27 protein-coding genes and 1 other RNA gene are annotated in these 25,759 nt (G+C 68.0%); 22 read left to right on the top strand and 6 right to left on the bottom strand.

Going from position 1 to position 25,759, the window contains the following annotated elements; translation table 11 throughout:
• Position 1 precedes the first annotated feature (1 nt).
• From ACGFH9_RS21765 to ACGFH9_RS21750, 4 genes are read left to right on the top strand one after another with little or no spacing between them, the layout of a single operon-like run.
• Positions 2-1,384, top strand: a complete 1,383-nt coding sequence (locus ACGFH9_RS21765) for a DUF1501 domain-containing protein (RefSeq protein ID WP_393222117.1) — start codon at positions 2-4, stop codon at positions 1,382-1,384.
• The gene (locus ACGFH9_RS21760) at positions 1,381-2,799 is read left to right on the top strand and encodes a ferric reductase-like transmembrane domain-containing protein (protein WP_393222115.1); all 1,419 of its coding nucleotides are present in this window, start codon (positions 1,381-1,383) and stop codon (positions 2,797-2,799) included. The genes ACGFH9_RS21765 and ACGFH9_RS21760 overlap by 4 nt, the downstream gene beginning before the upstream one ends.
• A gap of 11 nt (positions 2,800-2,810) precedes the next feature.
• Complete coding sequence (locus ACGFH9_RS21755; protein ID WP_393222112.1) at positions 2,811-3,431, top strand: FMN-binding protein; 621 nt, start codon at positions 2,811-2,813, stop codon at positions 3,429-3,431.
• Positions 3,432-3,480: 49 nt separating this feature from the next.
• Positions 3,481-4,203 carry an FAD:protein FMN transferase gene (locus ACGFH9_RS21750; RefSeq protein ID WP_393222223.1) on the top strand — a complete coding sequence of 241 codons (723 nt, stop codon included), beginning with the start codon at positions 3,481-3,483 and terminating at the stop codon, positions 4,201-4,203.
• A 403-nt stretch (positions 4,204-4,606) separates the two neighbouring features.
• Here ACGFH9_RS21750 and ACGFH9_RS21745 read toward each other — a convergent pair whose 3' ends face one another.
• On the bottom strand, positions 4,607-5,278 hold the full coding sequence (locus ACGFH9_RS21745) for a bifunctional DNA primase/polymerase (RefSeq protein WP_355051440.1): 672 nt from the start codon (positions 5,276-5,278) through the stop codon (positions 4,607-4,609).
• Positions 5,279-5,525: 247 nt separating this feature from the next.
• On the opposite strand from ACGFH9_RS21745, the gene ACGFH9_RS21740 reads away from it, so the two are divergent.
• The 7 genes from ACGFH9_RS21740 to mctP all read left to right on the top strand — a co-directional run bounded on the left by ACGFH9_RS21740 (position 5,526) and on the right by mctP (position 12,262).
• Positions 5,526-6,755, top strand: a complete 1,230-nt coding sequence (locus ACGFH9_RS21740) for a helix-turn-helix domain-containing protein (protein ID WP_355241353.1) — start codon at positions 5,526-5,528, stop codon at positions 6,753-6,755.
• A 13-nt stretch (positions 6,756-6,768) separates the two neighbouring features.
• Positions 6,769-7,344: a flavoprotein gene (locus ACGFH9_RS21735; protein WP_393222108.1), complete on the top strand. Its 576-nt coding sequence runs from the start codon at positions 6,769-6,771 to the stop codon at positions 7,342-7,344.
• A gap of 107 nt (positions 7,345-7,451) precedes the next feature.
• Positions 7,452-8,288, top strand: a complete 837-nt coding sequence (locus ACGFH9_RS21730; protein ID WP_393222220.1) for a Nif3-like dinuclear metal center hexameric protein — start codon at positions 7,452-7,454, stop codon at positions 8,286-8,288.
• Entirely contained in the window at positions 8,278-9,015 is a 738-nt protein-coding gene (locus tag ACGFH9_RS21725; RefSeq protein WP_393222105.1) for a zinc ribbon domain-containing protein, read from the top strand. Before ACGFH9_RS21730 ends, ACGFH9_RS21725 begins: the two co-directional genes overlap by 11 nt.
• A gap of 3 nt (positions 9,016-9,018) precedes the next feature.
• Complete coding sequence (locus tag ACGFH9_RS21720; protein ID WP_393222102.1) at positions 9,019-10,173, top strand: bifunctional RNase H/acid phosphatase; 1,155 nt, start codon at positions 9,019-9,021, stop codon at positions 10,171-10,173.
• Between the two features lie 138 nt (positions 10,174-10,311).
• Positions 10,312-10,554 (top strand): DUF3311 domain-containing protein, encoded by a 243-nt coding sequence (locus ACGFH9_RS21715; RefSeq protein ID WP_393222099.1) that lies wholly within the window; start codon positions 10,312-10,314, stop codon positions 10,552-10,554.
• Between the two features lie 58 nt (positions 10,555-10,612).
• On the top strand, positions 10,613-12,262 hold the full coding sequence (mctP, locus tag ACGFH9_RS21710; protein ID WP_393222096.1) for a monocarboxylate uptake permease MctP: 1,650 nt from the start codon (positions 10,613-10,615) through the stop codon (positions 12,260-12,262).
• A gap of 282 nt (positions 12,263-12,544) precedes the next feature.
• On the opposite strand, the gene ACGFH9_RS21705 is transcribed toward mctP, so the two are convergent.
• On the bottom strand, positions 12,545-13,003 hold the full coding sequence (locus tag ACGFH9_RS21705) for a MarR family winged helix-turn-helix transcriptional regulator (protein ID WP_393222094.1): 459 nt from the start codon (positions 13,001-13,003) through the stop codon (positions 12,545-12,547).
• 54 nt (positions 13,004-13,057) lie between these two features.
• Between ACGFH9_RS21705 and ACGFH9_RS21700 the strand changes: the two genes are divergently transcribed.
• Positions 13,058-14,290, top strand: a complete 1,233-nt coding sequence (locus ACGFH9_RS21700) for an MFS transporter (RefSeq protein WP_393222092.1) — start codon at positions 13,058-13,060, stop codon at positions 14,288-14,290.
• 23 nt (positions 14,291-14,313) lie between these two features.
• Here the strand turns inward: ACGFH9_RS21700 and ACGFH9_RS21695 are convergent, their stop codons facing one another.
• Entirely contained in the window at positions 14,314-15,075 is a 762-nt protein-coding gene (locus tag ACGFH9_RS21695) for a sulfite exporter TauE/SafE family protein (protein ID WP_393222089.1), read from the bottom strand.
• Positions 15,076-15,202: 127 nt separating this feature from the next.
• Here ACGFH9_RS21695 and rnpB point away from each other — a divergent pair.
• An RNA gene (gene rnpB / locus ACGFH9_RS21690) (RNase P RNA component class A) lies at positions 15,203-15,618 on the top strand.
• Between the two features lie 391 nt (positions 15,619-16,009).
• Here the strand turns inward: rnpB and ACGFH9_RS21685 are convergent.
• Entirely contained in the window at positions 16,010-16,201 is a 192-nt protein-coding gene (locus tag ACGFH9_RS21685) for a hypothetical protein (RefSeq protein ID WP_393222086.1), read from the bottom strand.
• A 384-nt stretch (positions 16,202-16,585) separates the two neighbouring features.
• Here ACGFH9_RS21685 and ACGFH9_RS21680 point away from each other — a divergent pair, with 384 nt between their 5' ends.
• From ACGFH9_RS21680 to ACGFH9_RS21665, 4 genes are all read left to right on the top strand, one after another.
• Positions 16,586-17,671 (top strand): ABC-three component system protein, encoded by a 1,086-nt coding sequence (locus ACGFH9_RS21680; protein WP_393222083.1) that lies wholly within the window; start codon positions 16,586-16,588, stop codon positions 17,669-17,671.
• On the top strand, positions 17,668-18,141 hold the full coding sequence (locus ACGFH9_RS21675; RefSeq protein WP_393222080.1) for an ABC-three component system middle component 2: 474 nt from the start codon (positions 17,668-17,670) through the stop codon (positions 18,139-18,141). The genes ACGFH9_RS21680 and ACGFH9_RS21675 overlap by 4 nt, the downstream gene beginning before the upstream one ends.
• 584 nt (positions 18,142-18,725) lie before the next feature.
• Entirely contained in the window at positions 18,726-19,973 is a 1,248-nt protein-coding gene (locus ACGFH9_RS21670) for a hypothetical protein (RefSeq protein ID WP_393222077.1), read from the top strand.
• A 188-nt stretch (positions 19,974-20,161) separates the two neighbouring features.
• Positions 20,162-21,271, top strand: a complete 1,110-nt coding sequence (locus ACGFH9_RS21665) for a hypothetical protein (RefSeq protein WP_393222075.1) — start codon at positions 20,162-20,164, stop codon at positions 21,269-21,271.
• Between the two features lie 106 nt (positions 21,272-21,377).
• Here the strand turns inward: ACGFH9_RS21665 and ACGFH9_RS21660 are convergent, their stop codons facing one another.
• On the bottom strand, positions 21,378-21,791 hold the full coding sequence (locus ACGFH9_RS21660) for a GntR family transcriptional regulator (RefSeq protein ID WP_393222072.1): 414 nt from the start codon (positions 21,789-21,791) through the stop codon (positions 21,378-21,380).
• A gap of 551 nt (positions 21,792-22,342) precedes the next feature.
• Between ACGFH9_RS21660 and ACGFH9_RS21655 the strand changes: the two genes are divergently transcribed.
• From ACGFH9_RS21655 to ACGFH9_RS21640, 4 genes are all read left to right on the top strand, one after another.
• Positions 22,343-22,672, top strand: coding sequence for a hypothetical protein (locus ACGFH9_RS21655; protein WP_393222069.1), 330 nt, complete (start codon positions 22,343-22,345; stop codon positions 22,670-22,672).
• On the top strand, positions 22,665-23,009 hold the full coding sequence (locus ACGFH9_RS21650) for a hypothetical protein (protein WP_393222066.1): 345 nt from the start codon (positions 22,665-22,667) through the stop codon (positions 23,007-23,009). The genes ACGFH9_RS21655 and ACGFH9_RS21650 overlap by 8 nt, the downstream gene beginning before the upstream one ends.
• Positions 23,010-23,142: 133 nt before the next feature.
• Entirely contained in the window at positions 23,143-23,964 is an 822-nt protein-coding gene (locus ACGFH9_RS21645) for a GntR family transcriptional regulator (RefSeq protein WP_393222064.1), read from the top strand.
• Positions 23,952-24,728: a glycosyltransferase family 2 protein gene (locus ACGFH9_RS21640; protein WP_393222061.1), complete on the top strand. Its 777-nt coding sequence runs from the start codon at positions 23,952-23,954 to the stop codon at positions 24,726-24,728. Before ACGFH9_RS21645 ends, ACGFH9_RS21640 begins: the two co-directional genes overlap by 13 nt.
• Here ACGFH9_RS21640 and ACGFH9_RS21635 read toward each other — a convergent pair.
• Positions 24,712-25,155, bottom strand: a complete 444-nt coding sequence (locus tag ACGFH9_RS21635) for a hypothetical protein (protein ID WP_393222058.1) — start codon at positions 25,153-25,155, stop codon at positions 24,712-24,714. The genes ACGFH9_RS21640 and ACGFH9_RS21635 overlap by 17 nt on opposite strands.
• A gap of 160 nt (positions 25,156-25,315) precedes the next feature.
• Between ACGFH9_RS21635 and ACGFH9_RS21630 the strand changes: the two genes are divergently transcribed.
• Positions 25,316-25,711 carry a transcriptional regulator gene (locus ACGFH9_RS21630; RefSeq protein WP_238661241.1) on the top strand — a complete coding sequence of 132 codons (396 nt, stop codon included), beginning with the start codon at positions 25,316-25,318 and terminating at the stop codon, positions 25,709-25,711.
• Positions 25,712-25,759 lie beyond the last annotated feature (48 nt).

The raw sequence follows: 25,759 nt of genomic DNA, 5'->3' as shown, positions 1-25,759 counted from the left end.
GATGGAGAAGACTGTGTACAACTCTTTCCCCCTGCACCCCGAATGCCCCGACGTGCGACGGCTGGCCGACAACCCGGCCGAGGCGCTGCTGCGCGCGGAGGCCGACCTCGTGGCCGCCGAGAACGCGGCCGAGGCCGACCGTTACCGCCGACTGGAGGACCTGGAGGAGGCCCAGCAGGACGGGCGCGGCGTCACCCGACGGACCTTCGTCGCCGGCGCCGCGGCCACCGCCACCGCCCTGGCCACCGCCCAGTTCGTCACCACCTCGGCGTCGTTCGCGGCGACCAAGACCGGCACGCTGATCCACGTCTTCCTGTACGGCGGCCTCGACGGGCTGAGCGTCGTCGCGCCGGACGGCGACGCGGTGCTCGCCAAGGCCCGGCCCGACCTGCTGCTCGGCAACGACTCGCTGGCCCTGAGCCGCGGCTTCAAGCTGACCAGCGCGTTCAAGCCGCTGGAGAGCTTCCTGAAGGCCGGTCAGTTGGGCTTCATCCCCGCGGTCTCCGACGAGCGGCTGTCCCGAAGCCACTTCCAGGCCGCCGACGCCTGCAACCTGGGTGGGCTGCCCAACGAGACGGGCGGCCGGGGCTGGCTCGACGGCCTGGTCGACAACCTGGGCAAGGGCACCGCGTTCCGCAGCGTCGGCATCGGCAGCACCCTGCCGCGCTCGCTGGTCGGCAACAACGGCGCGCTCTCGCTGAACAGCGTCGGCTCGCTGCGCCTCAACGGCGACGACAAGTTCCGTGCCGCCACCGAGAAGGCGATCAAGGGACTCTTCACCGGGATCAACCACCCGGTCGAGGAGGCCGTGCAGGAGGGCATGGGCGCGCTCGCCACCGCGCAGAAGCTCGCCGCCAAGCCGTACCAGCCCGCCACGGGCGTCAAGTACGAGGGCATCGGCAACGCGTTCCAGCAGCTCGCGCAGCTCATCAAGGGTGGTGCGAACGTCCGGGTCGCCACCGTCGGCATGGGCGGCTACGACACCCACGAGAACCAGGGCACCCAGAGCGGTGGTCAGCTGCACCGCCGGCTGAACGAGCTGGCCAGCGCGATGGCGGCGTTCTTCACCGACCTCGGTCCGCAGGCCGCCGACGTCACCGTCATGGTGTCCAGCGAGTTCGGCCGCCGGGTCGGCTCGAACACCGGCGGCACCGACCACGGCCACGGCGGCGTGGTCACCGTCCTGTCCGGCAAGAAGCTGGCCGGGTCGCTGCTCGGCACCTGGAACGGCCTCAGCAAGTTGGACTCCGGCGACGTGCCGGAATACAACAACATGTTCAATGTCTACGGTTCCCTGGCGCAGGGTCGCTTCGGGCTCACCAACGCCGAGGTGCAGAAGGTGTTCCCGCGCATGAAGTTCGCCCCGATGAAGCTGTACGCGTGACGCATTCGCACACCCACGCCGCCGGCCGCCGCACCGGGACCTCGTCCCGGCACGGCGGCCGGTCGGCTGCTCCCGTACCCCCGCAGGTTCCGGAGCGGCGCGGACCCGGCGGCCGACGGCTGCTCGCCGCGCTGCTGGTGATCGGGCTGCTGGCCAGCGTGCTGCCGTGGTGGCTGGGTACCCCGGCCGGGTCGCTGCGCAGCAGCGCGGCGACCCTCACCGCGGCCGGCCGGATCACCGGCCTGATCGCCGGCTACCTGCTGCTCGTGCAGGTGCTGATGATGAGTCGCCTGCCGGTGCTGGAGCGGTGGATCGGCGGCGAGCAGATCGGCCGCTGGCACCGCGACATCGGCGCGACGCTGCTGGTCGCCGTGCTGGCGCACCTGTCGCTGATCGTCGTCGGGTACGCCGACCTGCGCAACCACTCGGTGCTCGCCGAGGTGGGCACGCTGCTCGGCGACTACGAGGACATGCCCTCGGCGTTCGTCGCCGCGGGCATCATGATCGTGATCGGGTTCAGCAGCATCCGGGCCATCCGTCGGGCGCTGCCCTACGAACTGTGGCACCTGCTGCACCGGTCGAGCTATCTGGTGCTGCTGCTCGGCTACGGGCACCAGTTCACCCACGGCGCGCAGCTCTACAAGCCGGGTCCGGTACGCACCGGCTGGATCGCGCTCTACCTGCTGGTGGTCGCCGCGGTGCTCTGGGGTCGGGTGATCACGCCGCTGGCGTTCAACCTGCGCTACCGGCTGCGCGTCGCCGACGTGGTCGCCGAGAGCCCGGACACCATCTCCATCTACCTCACCGGTGAGCGGCTGGGCCGACTCGCGATGCTCGGCGGGCAGTACTTCCGCTGGCGCTTCCTCACCCCCGGCTCCTGGTGGCAGTCGCACCCGTTCTCCGTCTCGGCCGCCGCGAACGGCCGCTGGCTGCGGCTCACCGTCAAGGTCGTGGGTCGCCACACCGCCGACCTGCGCGACCTCGAACCGGGCACCCGGGTGTTCGCCCAGGGCCCATCGGGGACCTTCACCGCCGCACACCGGCTGCGCGAACGGGCGCTGCTGATCGCCGGCGGCAGCGGCATCACGCCCATCCGCGCCATGCTGGAGGAACTGCCACCGGGCGCTGCCCTGATCTACCGGGCCCGCACCCCGGCCGACGTGCTGCTCAGCCGGGAGTTGGACTGGCTGGCCCAGGAACGCGACACGTCGATCTGGTACGTCATCGGCTCCCGCGACGACCCCGGCCCCCGCCAGCTCATGAGCCCCGACGGGCTGCGCCAACTGGTGCCCGACGTCGCCCGGCGCGACGTCTACCTCTGCGGACCGTCCGGGCTCGTCGAGCTGTCGGTGCGCGCGCTGCGCGGCGCCGGCGTGCCCCGCCGGCAGATCCACCTGGCAACCTTCGAACTGTAGGAAGGCATCGCATGCGTCGCGCGTTGCTCGCGATCACCGGCCTGGCCGCCAGCACCACCGCCCTGGTGGTGTTCAAGGGCTCGCCGGGCACCAGCCAGGTCGCCCAGAACCTGCCGTCGGCGCAGCCGGTCAACCCCAGCGGACCGGGCGCCGACCCGAGCCTCGCCCCGGACGCCCCCGGTGGCGACCCGGCGGACGGGCCGCCGACGCCGCCGACGCCGTCGGCGACCGCCGACGCGCCCGCGTCGCCGAAGCCCGGCCGGACGACCGCCCGGCCGTCCGGCACGAAGACCACCGCGAAGGCGCCGACCGCGCCGAAGACCACCAAGGCCCCGCAGCAGCCCACCACCCGCCGGATCACCGGGTCGACCGTGGACACGGCGGGGGACTACGGGTACGTGCAGGTGCAGATCGTGGTCTCCGGCAACAAGATCGTCGACGCGGTGACGTTGTCGCTGCCCAGCGGTGGCGAGTCCGACATCCACAGTGGTGACGTCAGCAGCGCCTACAACGGCAGCGGTGGCGAGGTGGTCAAGAAGCAGAGCGCCAACCTCAACACCGTCTCCGGCGCGACCGCCACCAGCAACGCGTACAAGACGTCGCTGCGAGCCGCCATCGAGCAGGCGTTCTGAGGTGTCGGCGGCGACGACCCGTCCCGGACTGTGCCGGGTCGAACAGATCATGGGTACGACGATCACCGTGGACCTCGCCGACGACCTGCCCTCCGCGCGCCTGCGGGAGCTGGCCGACGACGTCGTCGCCTGGATGCACGAGGTGGACGACCGGTTCACCACGTACCGGGCGGAGAGCGAGGTGCGCCGGTTCGACCGGGGCGAGGTGCTGCTCTCCGAGGCGTCGGCCGACCTGCGCTTCGTCCTAGAGGCCTGCGCCGACCTGTGGGGCGTCACCGACGGGTTCTTCGACGCGTACGCCACCGGCGGGCTCGACCCGTCCGGGTTCGTGAAGGGCTGGGCGGCGCAGGTCGCCTCGGACCGGCTCCTCGCCGCCGGCGCGGCGAACCACTACGTCAACGCCGGCGGGGACGTGCGCGCACGGGGCTTCTCGCCGACGGGGGAGCCGTGGCGCATCGGCATCCGGCACCCCTTCGACGAGATGGCGACCTGCCTGGTGCTCGCCGGCACCGACCTGGCGGTGGCCACCTCCGGCGTCTACGAGCGGGGACGGCACGTGCTGGACCCTCGTCGGGGCGCCCCGGCCAGCGGGCTGCGCTCGGTGACGGTGGTCGGCGGCGACCTGGGCGTCGCCGACGCCTACGCCACCGCTGCCCTGGCCATGGGGACGGCGGGGATCGGCTGGTTGGACCGGCTGACCGACCACACCTACGCGGTCGTCACCGACGACGCCCGCCAGTTCCACTCCGCCGCCCTCCCGCTAACGACCTAACCACCCACCCACCCCTGTCCCCGCCCCCGCGCTTTCTCCGCGATCTTGCACTTTCGGTTGCCGATCCGCCCCTTTTGGCGGGGAATGCCGCGACACAAAGTGCAAGATCGACGAGGCGGGGTGGGGGTCTGGGGGTTAGCGGAGGGGGCGGTGGGTGGTGGCGGGACGGGTGCCGGTGGGACGGGGCCGCCCGGGGCGCGAGCCGGTCGGTCGGGTGCCGGCCCAGCGGTGCCGTGGTTGGCCGCGACGGGGCGGCTCGGTGCCGCCGGGATACGGCGACCGGTCGTACGTGGACATCGTTCCCCCGTTCGTGACGCGCGTTCGCGCGGTCACCTGCTCAACGAGGACCGGCCGTCCGGCGACGCTGTCGGTCACCGGATCGAATCGTCGACCGGCCGCTGGTTCACCTTCCCCGGCGGGGCAGCGGCAGGTGGCCGGGGAGCAGGTCGTGGGTGAGCGTCACCCCGCTGGCGCGCAGCGCCTCGATCAGGGTGTTCTGCACCAGGTAGGAGTCGGGGAGCTGCCAACGGGCCTGCTCCGGGGCGACCGCCCAGCGGACCGTCCCCTCGGGCAGCCGGGTGGGCGGGGCCGGTATCCACGAGCCCGGCCCGTGCCGGACCACGTGGAAGCAGTGCTCCAGCTCCGGCCGCAACGGATCACCGGGGCGGACCAGGAACATCCACCGGCCGGTCGGGGTGACGAGCACGGGCCCGCGTACGCCGGTGCCGGCCGGGTGGGTCTGCACGGCGTCGAGCACGTGCCGGCCGAGGTGTGCCGGCACCTCCAACACGTCGAAGGTCCGTCCGGTGGGCAGCAGGACGCCGTGCGGGCGCGTCCGCCACCAGGTGGCCACCCGGGCCGGGTCGGTGGTGGCGGCCAGCTCCCAGTTCTCCAGCGCGGGGTGGCAGCCCACCGTGGGGCAGCCGGCCCGGCCGCACACGAACCGGCTGCGGGCGAGGCAGGCGCCGGGCGTCACCTCCCAACCGTGTACGGCGTACCGGATGGCGACCCGGCGCAGCCGGACGCGTTCCAGCGGCGACAGTTCGGCTACGCGCGGTCCGACGTTCCCCCACATGTGTGCCATCTCCTCTCGGTCGGGCCCGGCGGACGCCAGGTCGCAGTTCGAACGCCGTCACTGCCGTAACCCACGATCGTTGAGGTTGACGAACGGCTCGTGCAACTTGCACGAAAAGTACGAGGACTGGCTTTCCGGCTGACGTACACGCTGTGCGACCAGCGAAAACTGCAAGACGAACGACTGATCGCCGCACCCGCGGACATCGCCCCGCCCCGAGCGGCGGTGGCAGGGGAGGGATGGGGAGATGGACGAGCTACCCATTGGACGGCGAGTGGCCTACTGGCGGGGGCGGCGCAAGATGTCGCAGCAGGTCTTCGCGGACCGCCTGGGCAAGTCGAAGAGCTGGGTGGACAAGGTCGAGCGGGGCGTCCGCCGGCTGGACAAGTTCTCGGTCCTCTACGAGATCGCCGACATCCTCCAGATGGACGTACAGCTGCTGCTGGGCCGCGACCCGGAGCGACGCACGGACGCGTTGAACTGCATCGACCAGATCGAGGTGCAGGAGATCCGGGCCGCCTTGGAACGGTACGACTCGATGAGCGCGTACTTCGACGCCGTGCCGTACCCGCCACCGCTGGACGACATGCGCAAGGCCGTCAACCACGCCTGGCTCACCTACCAGTACGGCCGCTACGGGATGCTCACCCGCGCGCTGCCCAAGCTGCTGCGCGACGCACAGGCGGCCGACGCCGCCTACAGCGGGGCGCAGGCGCCGGAGGCGGCCCACCTGCTCGGGCAGGTCTACCAGATCGCGTCCTCGGTGCTGCGCAAGCTCGGCGAGTTCGAACTGGCCTGGCTGGCGGCCGACCGGTCGATGGCGGTGGCCCAGCGCGCCGACGACCCGCTGCTGGCCGGCATCGCCACCACCCGGGTCTGCAACGCCCTGGTCGCCATGGGCCGGGCCCGGCCGGCGCTGGAGCTGAACGTCCAGATCGCCAACCGGCTCGCGCCCGGCGGCAGCAACGAGGTCTCGCCGGCCCGGCTGTCCGTTTACGGGATGCTGCTGTTGCAGGGCGCGATGGCCGCGTCCCGGATCGGCGACTCGGCAAGCGTCGACGACCTGATCAACTGTGCGCAGGAGGCCGCCACCCTGCTCGGCGGCGACCACAACCACTACTGGACCTCGTTCGGCCCGACGAACGTGGAGCTGCACCGGGCCGCCGCCGCCGTGGAGCTGGGCGATGGGGGCCGCGCGGTGGAGGTCCACCAGTTGCGCATCGCGGAGCCCGACTTCAACGCCTTGCTGCCCGAGCGCCGGGCCCACCACCTGCTCGACATCGCCCGCGGGTACGCCCAGATCGGCGACGTGGCGAACGCCGGCGAGATGCTGCTGCTCGGTGACCGGCTCGCGCCGTCGGAGATCCGCTGCCGGCCGATCGCCCACGAGGTGATGTCGGATGTCCTTCGTCGCACACGGGGTGCGCCGCCTTCTCCGGTAGCGGAGTTGGCTGAGCAGATGGGAGTAGGGGTATGAGCGCGGAGCCGGTGTGACGACCGGCGCACCACACACCAGCGAGCACCGTCCGGTGCTCTATGTCATCGCCTGCGGTTCGCCGCTGGCCCGTCACGTCGGTCGCCTGGTCGAGCTGGCCCAGGCCGACGATTGGGACGTCTGCGTGGTCACCACACCGGACGGCGCGAAGTTCGTCGACCAGGCGGCCCTTCACCGGCAGACCGGCCACCCGGTGCGGACGCACTACAAGAATCCCGGTGACCCGGACGTGCTGCCGCCGGCCGACGCCATGGTCGTCTGCCCGGCGACCGTGAACACGGTCAACAAGTGGGCGGCGGGTATCGCCGACACGCTCGCCCTCGGGCTGCTGGTCGAGGCGCAGGGCAAGGGCATCCCGATCGTCGCGGTGCCGTACACCAACGTCGCGATGGCCGCCCACCCGGCGTTCCGGGCCGGCGTGGCCCGGCTGGCCGAGTGGGGGATAACGGTGCTCTTCGGTGACCACGTGGTCGCCCTGCACCCACCCGGGACAGGCGAACAGCACATGCACGCCTTCCCCTGGCAGATGCCGTTGGCCGCGCTGCGGACCGTCGCGTACCGCGCCGCCTGAGCCCGCCCGTCGTACGCGGCTGGGCCGGGTGTCACCGTCCGGCGGCCTCCGCGCCGGTAAGCTGGCCCGCCGTGAGCACAAGCCGATCCGCGCCCTCGGTGAGCGACGTGGTGGCCGAGTTGGAGCGCCGCTATCCGCCGGTCTGGGCCGAGGACTGGGACCGCGTCGGCCTGGTGCTGGGCGAGCCGACCGCCCCGGTACGCCGGGTGCTCTGCGTGGTCGACGTGGTGCCCGAGACGGTCGCCGAGGCGCTGGCCGCCCAGGCCGACATGATCGTCGCGCATCATCCGCTGCTGCTGCGGGGGGTCTCCTCGGTCGCGGCGACGACCGTCAAGGGTCGGATCGTCCACCAGTTGATCCGGGCCGGCGTGGCGCTGTACGTGGCGCACACCAACGCCGACGTGGCGTCCCCGGGCGTCTCCGACGCTCTCGCCGCCCGGTTCGGCCTGACCAACCTGCGCCCGCTGCAACGGCCCGCGCCCGACTCCCCGGCACACGGCGACGACCGGGGCATCGGCCGGATCGGCGAGCTGCCGCGCCCCATGACCCTCGCCGAGCTGACCCGGCACGCCGCCGCCGTGCTCCCCGTCACGTCCTGGGGAGTTCGCGCCGCGGGGGATCCCGGGCGTATGGTTCGTACCCTCGCCGTGAGCGGTGGGTCGGGGGACAGCTTCCTCGGCACCGCGACCGCCGCCGGGGTGGACGCGTTTCTCACCTCCGACCTGCGGCACCACCCGGCCAGCGAGCATGTCGCCGCCGATGGTCCCGCCCTGATCGACGCCGCCCACTGGGCGACCGAACGACCGTGGCTGGACGACCTGGCCGCCCTCCTCAGGGAGGCGCCGGGCGTCGAGGCGCTGGTGTCCGACCTGGACACCGACCCGTGGACCGTGCACGCCGCCGCACCCGTTGTGGACGACAAGGAGCCCGACCGTGAAGGCTGACCCCCAGGTCCAGCGCCGCCTGCTCGACCTTCAGGCGATCGACACCAACCTCGCCCAGCTCGCGCACCGCCGCCGGTCGTTGCCGGAGCGGGCCGAACTGGAGGCGCTGGCCCGGGAGCTGTCGTCGCTGGAGGACGAGCGGGTACGCGCCCAGGTGGCGGTCGACGACCTGGATCGGGACATCGCCCGCCTGGAGAAGGACGTCGAGCAGGTCCGCGCCCGCAAGGAGAAGGACCAGAACCGGCTCGCCGCCGGCACCGGTCCGGCCCGGGAGCTGGAGGCCCTCCAACACGAGCTGGCCTCGCTCAACCGGCGTCAGGGTGACCTGGAGGACGCCGAACTGGAGGTGATGGAGCAGCGGGAGACCGCCCAGGGCGTCCTCGACGGCGTGGAGCAGCGGTTGGCCGACACCCGGGAGAAGCGGGCCGCCACCGAGCAGCGCCGCGACGACGCGCTGGCCGAGATCGCCAAGGACGAAGAGTTCAAGCGGGGTGCCCGGCAGCCGCTCGCGGCCGACCTCCCCGCCGAGCTGGTCACCCTCTACGACAAGATCCGCGAGGACACCGGGCTGGGCGCCGCGCTGCTCACCGCCGGCCGCTGCGGCGGCTGCCGCCTGGAACTCTCCGGCGCCGACCTGGCCCGCATCCGCAAGGCGGCCCCGGACGACGTGGTCCGCTGCGAGGACTGCCGACGGATCATGGTCCGTACCAACGAGTCGGGCCTGTAGGTCGTGGCACCGCGCGTGGTCGTCGTCGAGGCCGACGGCGGGTCCCGGGGCAACCCCGGGCCGGCCGGCTACGGCGCGGTGGTGCGCGACCCGGAGACCGGCGAGGTGCTCGCCGAGCGCTCCGAGTCGTTGGGTACGGCGACCAACAACGTCGCCGAGTACCAGGGTCTGATCGCCGGGCTGCGGGCCGCCGCCGAGCTGGACGCCGCCGAGGTGGACGTCCGGATGGACTCCAAGCTGGTCGTCGAGCAGATGAGCGGCCGGTGGCAGATCAAGCACCCCGGCCTGCGTCCGCTCGCCGCCCAGGCGGCCGCGCTGGTGGGCCGCTTCGGCGCGGTCCGCTTCACCTGGATCCCCCGCGACCAGAACCGGCACGCCGACGCGCTCGCCAACGCCGCGATGGACGCCGCCGCCGGCCGACCCACGCCGCCAGCGGCCAGCGCGCCGGCCTCGGCCAGCGCCCCGACGGGCGGCGCCTCGACCGGCAGCGACCCGGCCACCGCCCCGGCCTCCTGGGAGCCGCGCCCGAGCTTCACGGCCACCCGGCTGATCCTCGTGCGGCACGGCGAGACCGCGTACACCGAACAGGGCCGCTACTCCGGCCGCGGCGACGTGCCGCTCTCCGAGCGCGGCCGCGCCCAGGCGGCCGCCACCGGCGCGCGCGTGGCCGCGCTGGCCCCGTCCGTCGCGGCCGTGCTCAGCTCACCCCTGTCCCGGTGTACGGCCACCGCGGCGGCGATCGCCGAGGCGATAGGTGACGTACCGGTCCGCACCGAGGCCGACCTGATCGAGTGCGACTTCGGGCACTGGGAGGGGCGCACCTTCGCCGAGGTACGCCAGCAGTGGCCGGGCGAGATGGACGCCTGGCTCGCGTCGGCGCGGATCGCCCCGCCGGGCGGTGAGTCGTTCACCCAGGTCGCCGAACGCGTCCACCGGGTCGTCGACGCGCTGCCGAAGGCGTACCCCGGGGAGACCGTGGTGGTCGTCTCGCACGTCTCGCCGATCAAGCTGGCGCTGCGCGACGCCCTCGCCGCCACCGACGGCTTCCTGCACCGGCTCTTCCTGGACGCGGCCGGCATCTCGGTGCTCGACCTGTGGCCCGACGGCGGCATCGCGGTCCGCACGGTCAACGACACCTCCCACCTCCCCACCGCCTGAGCAGCGCGTCCGCGCCGTTCGGCGCAGCCGATGCGCCGTTCGGCGCAGAGCCGTCCGTGCGCTGATCGTGACGGCGGTCACAGAGTCGTAGCCTCCGGCCGTTACATCGCGTGCCACGACTCCCCGGAGGTGTGTCAGATGCCTGCACCGGAACCGGAGGCGCCCACCACGGCGCCAACCCGGGCGAAGGACCACAGTCCCTGGAACTGGTTGCTCTTTCTCCCCATCGTGGTGCCGCTGATCCCGGCGTTCTTCAACAGTGACGCGCCCCGGATCTTCGGGTTCCCGCGCTACTACTGGCTGCAACTGGCCTGGATCCTGCTCGGCGTCTCCACCACGACGTTCGTCTACCAGATGACGAAGAAGCGGGGTGTGCGGTGAGCGCGAGGAGTGAGCCGGTTTTGCGAGCCCCGCAGTCGCGAACGAAGGGGGCCTGCTAATGTGGCGCGACCATCTCACCGAGATCATCGTCTTCTCGCTGCTGTTCCTGCTGGTCAGCGCGATGGGCTTCGTGGCCGCGCGGTGGCGTGCGCCGAAGGACATGGCGCACCTCGACGAGTGGGGCCTGGGCGGGCGCAGCTTCGGCGGCTGGATCACCTGGTTCCTCGTCGGCGGTGACCTCTACACCGCGTACACGTTCGTGGCGGTGCCGGCGCTGATGTTCGGCGCCGGGGCGGCCGGGTTCTTCGCGGTGCCGTACACGATCATCGTCTACCCGATGGTCTTCCTGGTGCTGATCCGGCTCTGGTCGGTCTCGCACCGGCACGGTTTCGTCACTCCGGCCGACTTCGTCCGTACGCGGTTCGACTCGCCCGTGCTGGCGCTGCTGATCGCGATCACCGGGATCGTCGCCACCATGCCGTACATCGCGCTGCAACTGGTCGGCATCGAGGCGGTCCTCAAGACGATGGGCGTGACCGGCGACAGCACCCTGGCCCGGCATCTGCCGATCATCATCGCGTTCGCCATCCTCGCCGCGTACACCTACCAGTCGGGGCTGCGTGCGCCGGCGCTTATCGCGTTCGTCAAGGACAGCCTGATCTACATCGTGATCCTCGTGGCGGTGATCTACCTGCCCTACGAGCTGGGCGGCTGGGGCGACATCTTCGACGCGGCGGACGCGAAGTTCCAGGCGTCACCGAACCCGAACGACGGCATCCTGCTCAACGGCAACAACCAGCTTCAGTACGTCACGCTGGCGTTCGGCTCGGCGTTGGCCCTGTTCCTCTACCCGCACAGCATCACCGGCGTCCTGGCCAGCCGGAACCGGGACGTGATCAAGCGGAACATGTCGGCGCTGCCCGCGTACAGCCTGCTGCTCGGGTTGATCGCGCTGCTCGGCTACATGGCCATCGCGGCCGGCGTGAAGCCGCTGCCCGGGGCTTCGGCCGGCAGCGTGGACAACAACACGATCGTGCCGCTGCTGTTCGACCAGCAGTTCCCGGACTGGTTCGCCGGAGTCGCGTACGCGGCGATCGGCATCGGCGCGCTGGTGCCGGCGGCGATCATGTCGATCGCGGCGGCGAACCTGTTCACCCGCAACATCTACAAGGAGTACCTGAAGAAGGACGCCACCGCCGCGCAGGAGGCGAAGGTCTCGAAGATCACCTCGCTGGTGGTGAAGGTCGGCGCGGTGGCCTGCATCGTGTTCCTCGACCCGCAGTTCTCGATCGACCTCCAGCTCATCGGCGGCGTGATCATCCTCCAGACGTTGCCGGCGGTGGCGCTGGGCCTCTACACCCGCTGGTTCCACCGCACCGCCCTGATCGCCGGCTGGGTCGCCGGCATGGGCCTCGGCATGTGGATGCTCTACCAGGTGGCGAGCCCGACGAAGAAGCACTTCGGGGGCTCGGCCTTCCCGCTGGAGAAATTCGGCTTCGACACGCCCAAGACGATCTACGTGGGCATCGTGGCGGTACTGGTCAACCTGGCGGTCGCCGCCCTGTTGACGCTGATCCTGCGGGCCGCGAAGGCGCCCGAGGGAGTCGACGGCACCACGCCGGACGACTACTTCGCCGACGAGGATGACCCCCGCGTCACCCCCGGCACCGAACGCGACGCCGACCCGGCCCGCGAACCGGTCGCCTGACCCGTTTCCCTGTTGCTGTACCCGTTCCCCGGGCGCCCGCCGCGAGGCTGGCGCCCGGGCTGCCTGGCGGTCCCGCCGCACGTCGGTGCCCCTTTCGCGCCGCCCGCCGCCCGCTGCCTGTCGCCCCTCGTGCGTCACCCACCCATCAAGATCGTGCTCGATCCTTGTCGTAGTGGTGTCGAGCGGTGGGGATGCCACTACATCCAGGATGTTGCGCGATCTTGGCGGCGAGCGGGGTGCGGCCCAGCGCCCGGGGGCCGGGCGGGGCGGGGTCGGCGGGGGTCAGCGGGGGCGGTTGCGGTTTACCAGGGCCTGGTTGAGGCGGCCCAGGAGGCGCGCCAGGATTTCCCGGTCTTCGGGGGTCCAGTCGAACAGCATGTCGCCGTAGAGCCGGGTGCGGGCGGCCTGCACGGCGGCCATCCGCTGGAGGCCGGCCGTGGTGGGGGAGATGACCGTGCCGCGTCCGTCGGTGGGGTCGGGGGCGCGGACGATGAGGCCGTCGCGTTGCAGGGCGGAGACCTGCCGGGTCACCGTCGAGCCGTCCAGGTTGAGGCGCGCGGCGAGCGCGGAGACGTTCTGCGGGCCGGCCGCGTCGAGGTGCCGCAGGATCACGTACGCCGCGCGGTCGAGCACCCGGTGCTCGGCGGACCCGCTGGCCCGCCGGGTGGCCTCGCCGAAGCGCATCAGCAGGGCGACCTCGGTCTCGATCAGTCCGAGGGTGCTCTCGTCGTCGTCGCTCATAGCTGTAGGATACAGGGTAAATACCTGTACGATACAGCTAATGGGGGAGTCGGAGTGGATCGGTCATCTGAACCAAACCGCAGTGCCATCTACGCCACCACGCTGGTGGCCTTCCTCGCCATCGCGGGCATCGCGGTCGTCGACCCGATCCTGCCCGCCATCGGCGAGGCGATCGGCGTCACCGCCTGGCAGGTCGAGTTGCTGTTCACCGCGTACATCGCGGTCATGGCCCTGGGCATGATCCCGGCGACGCTCGCCAGCGGCCGGTTCGGTTTCAAGCCGGTGCTGGTCGCCGGCGTCTCGGTGGTCGGCCTGGCCGCCATCCTCGCCTCGTTCAGCGGCAACATCGTGCAGCTCTCGGTGCTGCGCGGCGTCTGGGGTCTGGGCAACGCCATGTTCTTCGCCACCGCCATGGTGGTGCTGGTCAACCTGGCCATCGACCGGGAGTGGGTGGTCGGCCTGTTCGAGACCGCCCTCGGCCTCGGCTTCGCCGTCGGCCCGCTGATCGGCGGCCTGCTCGGCCAGGTCTCCTGGCGGCTGCCGTTCTTCGTCTGCGGCGTGTTCATGGTCCTCGCCCTCGGTGTGGCCGCCGGCAAGCTGCGCGAGCCCACCAACCGCCAGGCCCCGGTACGCGTCGGCCAGATCTTCGCCACCTACCGCCGGCCGGCCTTCATCGCCCTCTGTGTGGTGACCGCCGCATACAACTTCGTGTTCTTCGTCGTACTCGGCTACACGCCGCTGTTCCTCGGCCTGGACGTCGTCCCGTTGGGGCTCGCGTTCACCGGCTGGGGGCTCGGCCTGGCCACCGGCATCCTGGTGATCGGCCACCGGCTCGCGCACCGGATCGGCGCGGTACAGACCGTGGGCGTGGCCATCGGCGGGCTGCTGATCTGCATGGTTCTCTTCGCCACGTCCACCAGCACCGCCGAGGCGCTCGTCGTGCTCGTGCTCGCCGGCCTCTGCATGGGCATGGCCAACGCCAACCTCACCGACCTGGCGCTCGGCCTCGGCTCCAGCGACCGCAGGCTCGCCACCGGCGCGTTCAACCTGGTCCGCTGGGGTGCCGCCGCACCCGCGCCGATCATCTCCGGCAAGCTCGCCGAGCAGTCCCTGGCGCTGCCGTTCTGGGTCGGGTTCGGGGTGCTCACCGTCGGAGTGCTGGTCTACCTCGCGTTCGCGCACGTGATGGCCGCCGGCTACGGCGAGCGCGTCCTGTGGTCCCGGTGGAACCGCGCCGCCGCGAACACCGAGCACGCAGCCGAGGAGCCGGTGCGCGAGGCGTACTGAGCGGATCTTGGGCGTTCGGCTCGTCAGCGTAGGGCGCGGTAGAGCAGGTAGAGGCCGATCGCCGTACCGAACACCACGATCAGCCCCTTGAGCAGCACCGGCGGCAGCCGGCGGACCAGCCGCGCGCCCGCGTACCCCCCGATGAGGGTGGCGGGCGCGACCACCGCGACCGCCGCCCAGTTCACCGGGCCGAACAGGGCGAACACCACGAGCGTGGTCAGCCCCACCACGGCGGAGAGCAGATTCTTGATCGCGCTCACCCGCGCCAGGGTCGCGTCGAGCACCAGCGCCAGGCCGGCGACCAGCATCACCCCGAGCGCCGCGCCGAAGTACCCGCCGTACACCGCACCGAGCGCGACCATCGTCTGAACCGCGACCGTCCGCCGGCGGGGCGACAGATCCCGGGGGTGACCGACCAGCCGGCGCAGCGGGTCCTGGAAGGCCAGGACCGCGGTCGCGCCGAGAACCAGAAAGGGTACGACCAGCTCGAACGCGCGGGCCGGGGTCGCCAGCAACAGCAGCGCCCCGACGATCGTGCCGACGATCGTGGTGGGCACCAGCGTGGCCAGCGCGCGGGGGCGCGGCAGGTCCTGACGGCTGCCCGCCACACTGGCCAGGTACCCGGGGAAGACGGCGACGGAGTTGCTGACGTTCGCCGGCACCGGCGGCAACCCGACCGCGATCATCGCCGGGAACGTGATCAGCGAACCACCACCGGCCACCGCGTTGACAGTGCCCGCGGCGAGACCGGCGGCGAGCAGCAGCGCGGCGTGGGAGAGATCCATAGCTCCACGAGGCTAGCGCCCGCCGCGCGGGGCGGATTCGTCGGACCGGCCGTGAGCTGCCCGATCTTGCCCAGGCGGGGCAGGAGTTCCGGCGGAGCAGCCGTCGTTAGGATGGGGGCGCGACGGACGAGTCGACCGGGCGGTCGCGTCGACGGGCTGCGGCCCGTCGCCGAGGAACGTCCGGACTCCATAGGGCAGGGTGGTTGTTAACGGCAACCCGGGGCGACCCGCGGGACAGTGCCACAGAAAACAGACCGCCGACCCCAACGGGGACGGTAAGGGTGAAACGGTGGGGTAAGAGCCCACCAGCACCCCGGGTGACCGGGGTGGCTCGGTAAACCCCACCCGGAGCAAGGCCAAGCAAGGGCCGTCACCGCAAGATGACGACCCGGCGCAGACGCTCGAGGGCTGCCCGCCCGATGTCTGCGGGTAGGCCGCTAGAGCCTGTCGGCAACGGCAGGCCGAGATGGATGGCCGCCGCCGGCGCAAACCCTTCGGGGTACGCGCCGGGCACAGAATCCGGCGTACAGGTCGACTCGTCCGTCGCCCACCAGCCCAGAGACCTGATCAAGGCTCTGAGCTGGTTCTATGTTCGGGCGTCGATGGTCGTTTATGGTCAACATTGGGTGGCGTTTGACGCCCTGACGACGCCCTCACGCCCTGGAGACGCCCTGAGCGCCGGCTCAGTCGACCTCTTCTCGGATCGAGTTGGCCGTGCCGCTGCGGGCCGTCTGAGGGGCCGCGTTCGATGGTTCCGGAGCGGAGCCGGCGGCTGTGGGGGAAGGGTCGGGTACGGCCTGTTGGTGGAACTGATGCCGCGACCCGGTGATCCGGTGGCAAGCCAGTCCCGGGGTTGGACTGGCGCGGCAGGCGGAAGCCCCAACCCCGATGGCGGTCGAGGTGCCGGCTTCCGTACCGCTCGTTGGCAAGCCGGCTACGCGAATCTGCCGGTGCCGACCAACCGGATATCCAGTTCTCGCAGGACGGCGCCGAGCCGTCTGCTGGTCTCGGCGTCCATGTAGGGAATCGGCCTGCCTGCGGCCTGATGCTCGCCCAGGTCGTACAGCGCGATGCGAAGATCCTCGGCGGTGGCGAGGTCGAGACGCAGCACGATCGGATCGTCCATGCTGCGACCGTAGGAGTCTCCCGTCATTGGCGTGAGGGCGGTGTCCCGGCGGCTGTCGGCGGCTCACCGCCCCGGCGCCGTAGGCGGCCGGGGCGGCTTGCCGCCGGCCGGGCTTGCCGCCGGCCGGGCTTGCCGCCGGCCGGGCTTGCCGCCGGCCGGGCTTGCCGCCCCGCACCGCGTGGAGCGCGGTGCCTTGATCCAAAACAGAAAAATTCGGCAGCCCCTCTCGTGTAGACACCGCCCTCATCCCTTGGGCCGAGCCAGTGAGTGGTGCGAACCCAGGGGCGAAGCGGTTTGTCGCCTAATTGTCAAGTCTGCCGCAGGTGCAGTGGATTGATCTACTCTCCGTGCACACCACCGTTGCGCCGTGCTGCTGGAGCTCTCGTGCCTGATACTTATCCTGCCGACTCCGATCTAACGGAGTTGCCGGTCAAACCGCCCGGAGTCGCGCTCGTGGTGCCACCGGTCCAAGGCCCGCGCTTCACGCCAGACGCCCAGCTCTTCATTTACACGGCAGACGAGTGGGAAGACTTTGTCCTTGAATGGGCATACACATTGCCGGGATATCATTCGATTAAGCGCTTCGGAGGAGCTAACGATCACGGCGTTGACATCGCCGGATTCGTGACGCCGAGGGGCTTCGAAGGAGACTGGGACTGCTTCCAATGTAAGCGTTACAAAGATGTGCTAATGCCAAGCGACGCGTGGCCCGAAATTTACAAGGTGCTCAGATATGCCTGCGACGGCTACTACACGTTGCCCCGCACCTACACATTCATGGCGTCTAGGGGTCCCGGGCCATCGCTTGCGCAACTTGTCCTGCGTCCCGCATCCCTCAAAGAAGACTTTCTGCAGGAACTTGCTGAGGCCAAGGTGGGGCCGGCCAAGAATCCCGCCGAGCGGGAGAGGGTCGCCCAGTACGCGGAAAGCGTCGACTTTTCACGGTTCAAAGCCCTGTCCATCCCCGAACTGCTCCGTCAGCACGAAAAGTCACCATATCACTCGATTCGATTCGCGATGCCTCTGCCTGCGCCGCCGCTACCGCAACGACCGCCCGAATCTCCTGCGTCCGACGAGACGCCGTACCTTCAGCAACTATTTGACGTGTACGAAGAGAAATATGGAATGTCTGCGGCATGTGTCTCCGAGTTGGCTGAACACGATGCGGCGTTCCGGCACCTTACCAAACAGCGGGAGTACTTCTATTGCGCCGAGACTTTCCGGATCTTTTACAGAGACAAGGTGCCGGCCGGAACTTTCGAACACTTGCAATCTGAGGTTCAGGAAGGGGTGCAGGAGGTTCACGATGACGATCACCGCTCCGGCTACGAACGCCTACAAGCCGTTTTGAAGCAATCGCAAGCGATCAATTTAACGACGAACGCGTTGATCTCAGTCTGGCAGGCGCGTGACAAGAAGGGTATTTGCCATCAGCTTGCGAATGAACATCGGCTTAGGTGGCGGCAATGAATATCACTGGTCCTCTGAATAGTCCTCTTGAGGCCGGGCTAAGGGTTGTCTTTCTGCTGGCGAGTGGTTATCCGACTTCATACGGGCTCGAAGCCCTCATGCAGCTCGATCACATGCTGTTGCATACTGGTCAAAATAACGGACCGCCGAGCATCCACCCTGAGGTGCCTGGTTCGGTGGGAGAGTTGGCGGTGAAGCGTGACCTTATAAAGTCTGGCATCGATACCATGATGCGGGCCGGCCTTGTCAGTGCCCAACCTATGTTGCACGGCTTCGAGTTCCGCGCAACCGAGAATGGCTTCCGTTTCATGTCGATTCTCGATTCCTCGTACGCGAGAATACTCCGGGCCCGCGCCGCCTGGGTCCACGACGCTACCGAAGGGGCGGAGGAACGAGATCGAGCTGGCGTGCGAGATGCGGTGGCCAGGTGGGTCCTGGAGCGCGACGAAGCCCGACCGGAGGGTGAATAGCCATGGTCAGGATCGCGTTGACCGAACTGCAGGTTACCGGCGCGGATGTTCCCCTGGCAGAGCTGAAGTTCGGATCTAGTCTAACCGTCATCCGTGGAGCGTCAGATACAGGAAAATCTTATATCTTCGACGCTATTAATTATCTGCTGGGCGCTAGCGAAATTAAGGAAATACCAGAGGGTGAGCGATACAATGCGGCCTCTCTGGCTATTCGAACAGCCCGGCATCCGGCCGGTGTGATTCTACAGCGACCTCTACGCGGCAAGCCGATGAGGTTCAGTATCTACGAGGGATCTAAGCCGTCAGGCGAGCCGCGGCTTCTTTCTGTGCAGCATAGCGGGAAGTCCGATCGCAATATATCCTCCTTTCTCTTGCAGCAGTTAGATTTAAGTGATCGACGTATTCGAACTAGCGATCAGAACGAGACGCGTTCTCTGAGTTTCCGAGACATATGCCAATTAGTGCTTGTCAATGAGGCTGACATCGTCTCACTTGCTCCGGCTCCTTTCAGAGGGCAATGGACAACCAGAACAACCGAACGGTCAGTCCTAAAGGTGCTTCTGCAGGGGAACGACGATTCTGACTTGCCGCTGATCACCAAGGCGGACATTGCGAATCGTCAGCGCAATGAAGGCAAGCTGTCTGCGCTTCAGCAAGTTGTCGAGAGCTTGAGGTTGACGCTTGCGGACGGCGAGACCGAGGTCAGCTTGCGCGAACGGGCCGACCGGCTCCAGGCGGCCATTGATGACGTAACAGCGACAATGGGCGAGCACATTCAGCAACAAGCGGTCCTCGGTCAGGGGCAGCGGGAGATTCAGAACGAGTACAACGATCGCTATCGCCGTTTGTCCGAACTTAACGATCTTACCAACAACTTCAGCCTACTCGCTCGGAAGTACGAATCCGACTTGGAACGGCTAGGGATGCTTGAGGAGGCAGGAACCCTCCTGGGCTACTTCGACGTGGGCGCCTGCGTATTCTGCGGTGCCTCGCCGGAATATCAGTCGGTTCAAGCACATCAAGTCGAGGATCGGAGCCTCTTTGCAGAGTCTGTTCGCGCCGAGCAGGAGAAGACCAGGAGCCTTCGTCAGGACCTTGAATACGCGATTGGTGATCTGGAGTCGGAGAAGCGGCGAGAAGAATCCGCGATCGAGATCCTGAGCAGTCGGCAGCGGGATGTTGAACGGGCGGCCTTAGAGTTGGATGAGCGAATCCGCCCTCGACAAGCCGAGCTCGGAGATCTTCTGTCCGCTAGGAGCGAGATCGAGCGAAGACTTGCTGCATATGATCAGATGCGGCAAGTCGACGAAATGACTGCGTCGGTTCCAAATCTGGCGGACATGTCGTCGGTCCCGCCTTCGGTCATTAGAAATGACACAGCGACGGCCTTCTCGCAGCTTCTTGCGAGTATCCTGAATTCTTGGGGAGTGCCCGAGGTCTCGACTGTCAGCTTCGATGCCGAGACGGGAGAGATGAGCACGAACGGTGTTCCCCGGGCCTCGCACGGGAAAGGAATGCGAGCATTGATGCATGCTGCCTTCACTATCGGATTGGCGCAATGGTGCATCACTCGGGAGTTGCCGCACCCCGGCTTCGTAGTACTTGATTCTCCGCTTTTGACCTACAAGGAGCCGGAGACGGCTGAAGACCATCGGCTTGCCGAGAGCGCTGTCTCGACGGAGTTCTTTCGGTACCTTGACTCGACGTTCGAAGGGCAAGCCGTAGTGCTCGAAAACGTTTCTCCCCCCGACCTGAGCAAGTCTGCGAAGATGTATGAGTTCACGAAAGGATCGCGGGGACGCTATGGATTCTTTCCTCAAATGGCGGACTGACGCAGCAAGTTGTTGTTTCAGTCGAACGACTCCTGGGGCGTAGCAACGCGCGTGAGTTTTGTGTGGCGTTGAGGTTGGGTTCTGATCTGCTGGGGGATGCTTTCCCGTCAATGCGGGTAGGCAAGTTGATAGTCTGGTTAGAGACAGTTCGTTGTGGCTCTGCTTAGAAGCGGGGATAATCTTCCCTCGTGGTGACCTCTGATGATAAACTCAATTCGCCGTCCTACGCTAAACTGCCTGACGGAATTTCCCGTGAAGGTCTGCTAGAGGCAGTGCTTAGGTCAGGGTACCCGTTGCAAACCGCCATCGCAGATACTCTAGAGAAGATCTGGGAGAGATTCGATTCATTTAGGCTTATCCAGGAAGAGTGGGCCTTTGTTGATGGGGAATCGGGTCAGATCAGGTCAATCGACTTGTTTGCTGAGCTTGAATTGCCGACGGAAGTTGAGAGGACTGCAGTTGCACCTGCTTTGAATCTTTTGGTGGAGTGCAAACAAAGCGAGCTGCCGTATATTTTCTTCACGCGACCCAACTCACCCGAACTCCATTATTCTTTTCCTCAGATCGCCGGGCTGAAGCACAAAGAGATCGAATTCTTCTTCGAGGCAGACGGCGAGCTTAATGGTGCCTCGTACTTAATGAGCATCCATGATACCTTCGCGTTCTGGGATATCGAATTCTTTGGCGAGCCTGCTCCTAACGCTCTTTCGATTGCGAAGGTCTTGCGGAAGGCGGGCGGGAAGCTGGAGCTAACCGGCGAAGAAGCCTATAGGGCTATTACCCTGCCACTGGTTAAGGCTGCCGACCACCTTGCTGAGCGGTGCGCCCCCACTGCGGAGACCGAGTTCTTTCAATGTCGCTTCATAATCTGTCTAGCTGTTCTTCGTGCCCCGATGTTCAGCGTCATGCGCGCTAATGGAGCTGATCACCTTGTTCCAACTCGCTGGGTTCGAGGCTGCCGGTTGGAGCCTCCGACGGAATCCATGCATCCCGCATCTAGCAGCACTGTCCGTCATTTTGACATGATTCACGAAGACTTTCTTCCAGAGTATATGGAGAAGCTTATTGAGAGCGTGAAGATTGTTGGCGAGCGGATCGCCTCCCAGGGTGCCGTTGTGGCATCGGGTCGGGCAATAGAGGGGCATAGGGAGGCGGATGGCGAGTCCTGGATCGATATGCGAGCCGTCGACCGCAACGTGGAGCGCTCGCCAGAGCAGCTCGCGCATCGGGCCAAGATAACTCGTACCCGTAGCAGATTTGTGTTTAGTCTGGATGAGCCGTCCGAATTGACGGACTGAAGAATTGGTTCGTGAGCGTTCCTGCTGCTAGTGGGGCCGTGTGGCCCTGCTGGACAGAGATTTGTGTGGACCCGCCACCTTAGCTGATCTCAAATGCGGCGTCTGTTTATCTGGGCAGCCGATAGGTTCTGACGACTGACTCGATGAATCCGCCAGTTCGGTAGACGCGTTGCTGCGCGATCAGGGTCGCGCCGACTTCGACCCCGAAGATCGCCGCCAGCTCTGGATCAGCAGTGACTTCGTGATAGCGGATCTCTAGGTCGGGTTTGCGTTTTGCCTTTTGTTCTTGGCGGATTGGCGCTGCCGAGGTGCCGCGCCCGTGTTCGGTGGTGACCATGCCTTCGTCACGTAGGACGGCTATGGCTTGACGGACGGTGCCGCGACTTGCCCGGAACTCGCTGGTGAGGGCGCTTTCGGTTGGCAGGAGCCCACCCGGGGGGATGCTGCCGCTTTCGATGCGCTCACGGAGCTGGTCCGCGATTACGCGGTAACGAGGCTGTCCGTAGTGCGGGGTGGGCACCCGGTCACCGTACCTGGCACTTGTCGTATCAAGTGTCAACCAGGAGGCACGTTTCGACGTCTAGACAACTCATTCAGTTGTAGGTACGTTTCCGAATGTACGGCCGGGGTGACGGCTCGTATCAGGGGTGGTGTCATGCGCTGCTCCTGGTCGCACGTAACGCGCGGCGTCCTGTCGGACCGGTTGCGGTAGCTGCGCGTACCAGTGGCTCGGCGATACCCGACCCGTCTGCGTCGGACGGTGCGCCGTGCCCTCATCCGGGACCGGCGGCCGACTGCGCACCGCGTGGCTGACCGCCGGTCCCGGCCTACCCGTGGAGGTGCGATGTCTGGCTCTCATCGTCGACGGCGTTGGTTCTCGGTCTGGAGATCCCGCAAACGTCCGCTGTTCAGTCCCGGCAGGTACGCGGTCACCTCCGGTCGCTGCACGCCCCGCCGAACCCCTATCCAGGCGTGGGCCAACGCGCCGACCCGGAAACTGCCGGTGCTGAGAAGTGCATCGCTGATGACACCGGCCCGGATTTACCGGGGCAACGGTGGGCGGTGGGTGCGGTGAGCAACGGGGGCAAGCTGACCGGCGGCAGCCACCCGGCCTGGTGTGCGCCGGAGCGATGCGGGCACCTGGTGCCGCCGGTGATGGCCCATATGCCGCGCCGTCATCGTGGGGCGATGCACCGCCTGGGCGGCGGTCGGCAGAGCGGCCAAATCGTCACGTACCTCGTCGCCTCCGACGCTCGCGTGCCCCTCGTCGCGGTGCATGTGACGAGCCGGGGCGGGATCGCCTGGGTGGAACTCTCCCTGTCGCAGGCTGTCGAACTGGCCGAGCGACTGTGCTCCTTGTCGGCACAGGCGATCGACCGCACGGAGGCCACCGGTGACTGAACCCGAGGCCACGAACGAGCGGGGATCGACTCCGTCCGCGAATCCCGCTGACTGCCCGAGCTGGTGCCGAGGCTGCGGCCCGAACGATCCGATGCATCGGGGGCTGCTGCGGACCATCGGCCGGGAGCGAACCGGTTGGATCAGCGTGCAACTGCTGACCGACCGATTCTTTCGCCGCGACCTGGCCGTGAAGCTCGACGCCAGCCGCAGCGGTGCCACCGAATCGATCCTGCTCTCCCGGACCCAGCTCGACCGGCTCATCTACGAGTTGACCTACGCCCGCCTGGTGATGATGACCAAGGGGCAGCCTCTGGAGGGGTGCCATGAACACCTCTGAGCGTCGGCCCATCAGTCGGATGCCGTCGACGAGTACCCGGCCCGTGAAGCGCCCGGTACCCGTCGTGCCCCCGGTGCCGGAGCGGCCCGCAGGCGGGACCGCCTGGCAGACGTTGGAACGTCTAGGGGGTACGGTGACCGGTGTGCAAGGCCGGGACTGGCGCCCTCGTTACCTGCAACTCGCAGAAGAGTTGCGGGCCAAGATCGTGGCCGGAGAGCTAGCCCCCGGCACGCTGATGCCGAGCGAGACCGAGCTGGCCGACTCGTCCGGCCTGTCCCGCACCAGCGTCCGCAACGCCATCCGGCAGCTCCGCGAGTGGGGCCTGGTCCGCGCGGAGCAGGGGCGCGGCACCTACGTACGGGCACCCCGTCAGCGGGTACGGCGTCGCAACGCCGAGCGGTACCAGTGGGAGAAGGACCGGGCACTGCTCGACGAGTCGGAGCGGCTGAAGACCGGGGCCACCGAGCACGACACCGGCCTGACCGTCGATGACCTGAAGTTCCACGCCGAGTACGCCCGCGTGGAAGCGGATTCGGACATGGCGGCGGCCTTGCAGGTCGAGCCGGGTACGCCGTTGCTGCGGCGGGTCTACTGGACAACCTCGCGGCATGAGAACGCGCCGCTGACCATGTCGTACTCCTACCTGCCGTACGACCTGGTGGCCGCGAACCCGGACCTGCTCGACGCGGGCAAGGAGCCCTGGCCGGGCGGCACACAGCACCAACTCCACACCCTCGGTATCGAGGTCGACCGCATCGACGACGAGATCCGTGCGCGCCCGCCATCGCCGGACGAGGCCGAGTTGCTGGACATCGACCCGGGCGTCTCGGTACTCACCGTGCGCAAGACGTCGATCGACACCAAAGGCCGCGTCGTCGAGGTGGCCGACGTGGTGATGCCGGGGGACCGGACGGAACTGGTCTACTCCCACAAACTGCAACGGTGGAAAACTTGACGCAGCTCGTCTCGGTCATCACCCCAGTCCACGCGCCCAGCATCGAACATCTGACCGGCGCGTACGACTCGCTGGTCAAGCAGGAGATGCCTGACGGGTGGGACTGGCAGTGGCTCGTCCAGGAGGACGGGCAGACCGGCGCGCTGGACGGCGTCCTGCCGGACGACCCTCGCATCAGCATCGGCGGCGGTCGTCCCGGCGGGCCAGGTGTTGCCCGTACCCTCGCTCTTTCCCGGGTCGCCGGGCAACACGTCAAGGTCTTGGACGCGGACGATCAGCTCACTCCCGGTGCCCTCGCCCGGGACATCGCCGCCTTCGAGGCGCATCCGCAGATCGGCTGGACGACCTCCCGCGTCCTGGACCTGATGCCCGACGGATCTACCCTCGGCTGGGACAAGGACCCGGAAGGCGGAACCATCGCCCGCGGTGCCGTCCTCGCCTTTTGGCAGGCCAACGGCTACCGCTCCCAGGTTCACCCCGCCACTCTGTGCATCCGCCGGGATCTGCTCCTGGCCCTTGGCGGCTGGATGGCGCTCCCCGCCTCCGAGGACACCGGCCTACTCCTGGCCGCGAGCGCGATCAGCGACGGCTACTTCACCCGCGAACACGGCCTGCTCTACCGCAAGTGGCCCGGTCAGGTCACCAGCCAAGCCAGCCACCGCGAACCCGTCGAGTACGAGGGCCGCATGAAGATCATCGAGGCCAGAGCCGTAGCCCTGGCCTCGATGCTCCCGAACGGGCTGCCGCTCACTCCTGCGGCGTAGCCTCGTGCCCCGGCATCCCGTGGGTGCGCCGGCGCTGCTTCATCTCTGCCTCGTAGATGTGCCGTCGACCGCCGGCTAGCCTCTCCCGCGCATCCCGCTCGACCTCCTGGAACGCGGCGTAGTACCCATCGTCGAACTCTTCGACGACCTGGAATGTCCAGCGTCCCGGCAGGACGTTGCGACCTATCAACTCGCGCTCGATCCGGTCGGCAACCTCGCCGTGTCCCGCCTCGCGGAGTAGCCGCACCGCTCGATCAAGAGTTAGGTCCGCACCGCCGACGAGCTGATGCGCCGAATACAGGTGTCCGCGTACGCGGTGGATCGTCTCCATGGCTTTGCTCAGCTCACCCAATGCCTCGACGGTCCTGTCGTCGACTCCGGCTGGCCGTGCGTGCGTCTCATCCACTGATCTCATGTCACCGGGCATGGTGCCCGAGATACCCCAAACAGTCGAGTTAGTACCACCTCCGAAGGTCCGGAAAGCCTTGCGGCTCAATGCATCTGGGCAAACTTGTTGACTTGTCTGCCAAGTGCCGTCTAGCTTGGAACGCAACTTGGCAGACAAGTTAACAAGTGGAGGTTGAGCGATGGCTCTGCGAGGCGGAACGCGGTTCGCTGTGCGGTTCGAGGACGTGTTCCCGGCTGGGTGCGCGTTGGTGCCCGAGTCCCTGGGCGAGGTCGAGGACTACGACGAGAAGACGGGCCGACGGTCGCCGGCCAAGGACAAGGTGACCGGCCAGCGGGTGTGGCAGGTCCGGGTGATGGATCTCGACCCCGAGCTGGGCAAGCGGTCCCGGGAGACGACGGTGAAGATCTCGGCCGACTACCAGCCGGTGCCGCCCACGGGCGGGCTGTTCGAGGCGGTCGAGTTCGACGGGATGACCGTCACGCCGTACGTGGCGAATAACGGTCGGATGGCGTACTCGCTGCGGGCGACCGGGCTGCGTGCCCCGGCGGGCGTCAACCAGAAGGCGTCGGCGTAACCGGTTCTGGTCAGGGCGGGGCTGTCAGGTCTTGGCGGACGGCAGCCC

This window comes from Micromonospora sp. NPDC049102, from assembly GCF_043197485.1.
In the GTDB taxonomy this organism is placed as follows: domain Bacteria; phylum Actinomycetota; class Actinomycetes; order Mycobacteriales; family Micromonosporaceae; genus Micromonospora.
Note: the sequence above shows the minus strand (reverse complement) of the source record. Positions and strands in the feature narration are given on the sequence as shown.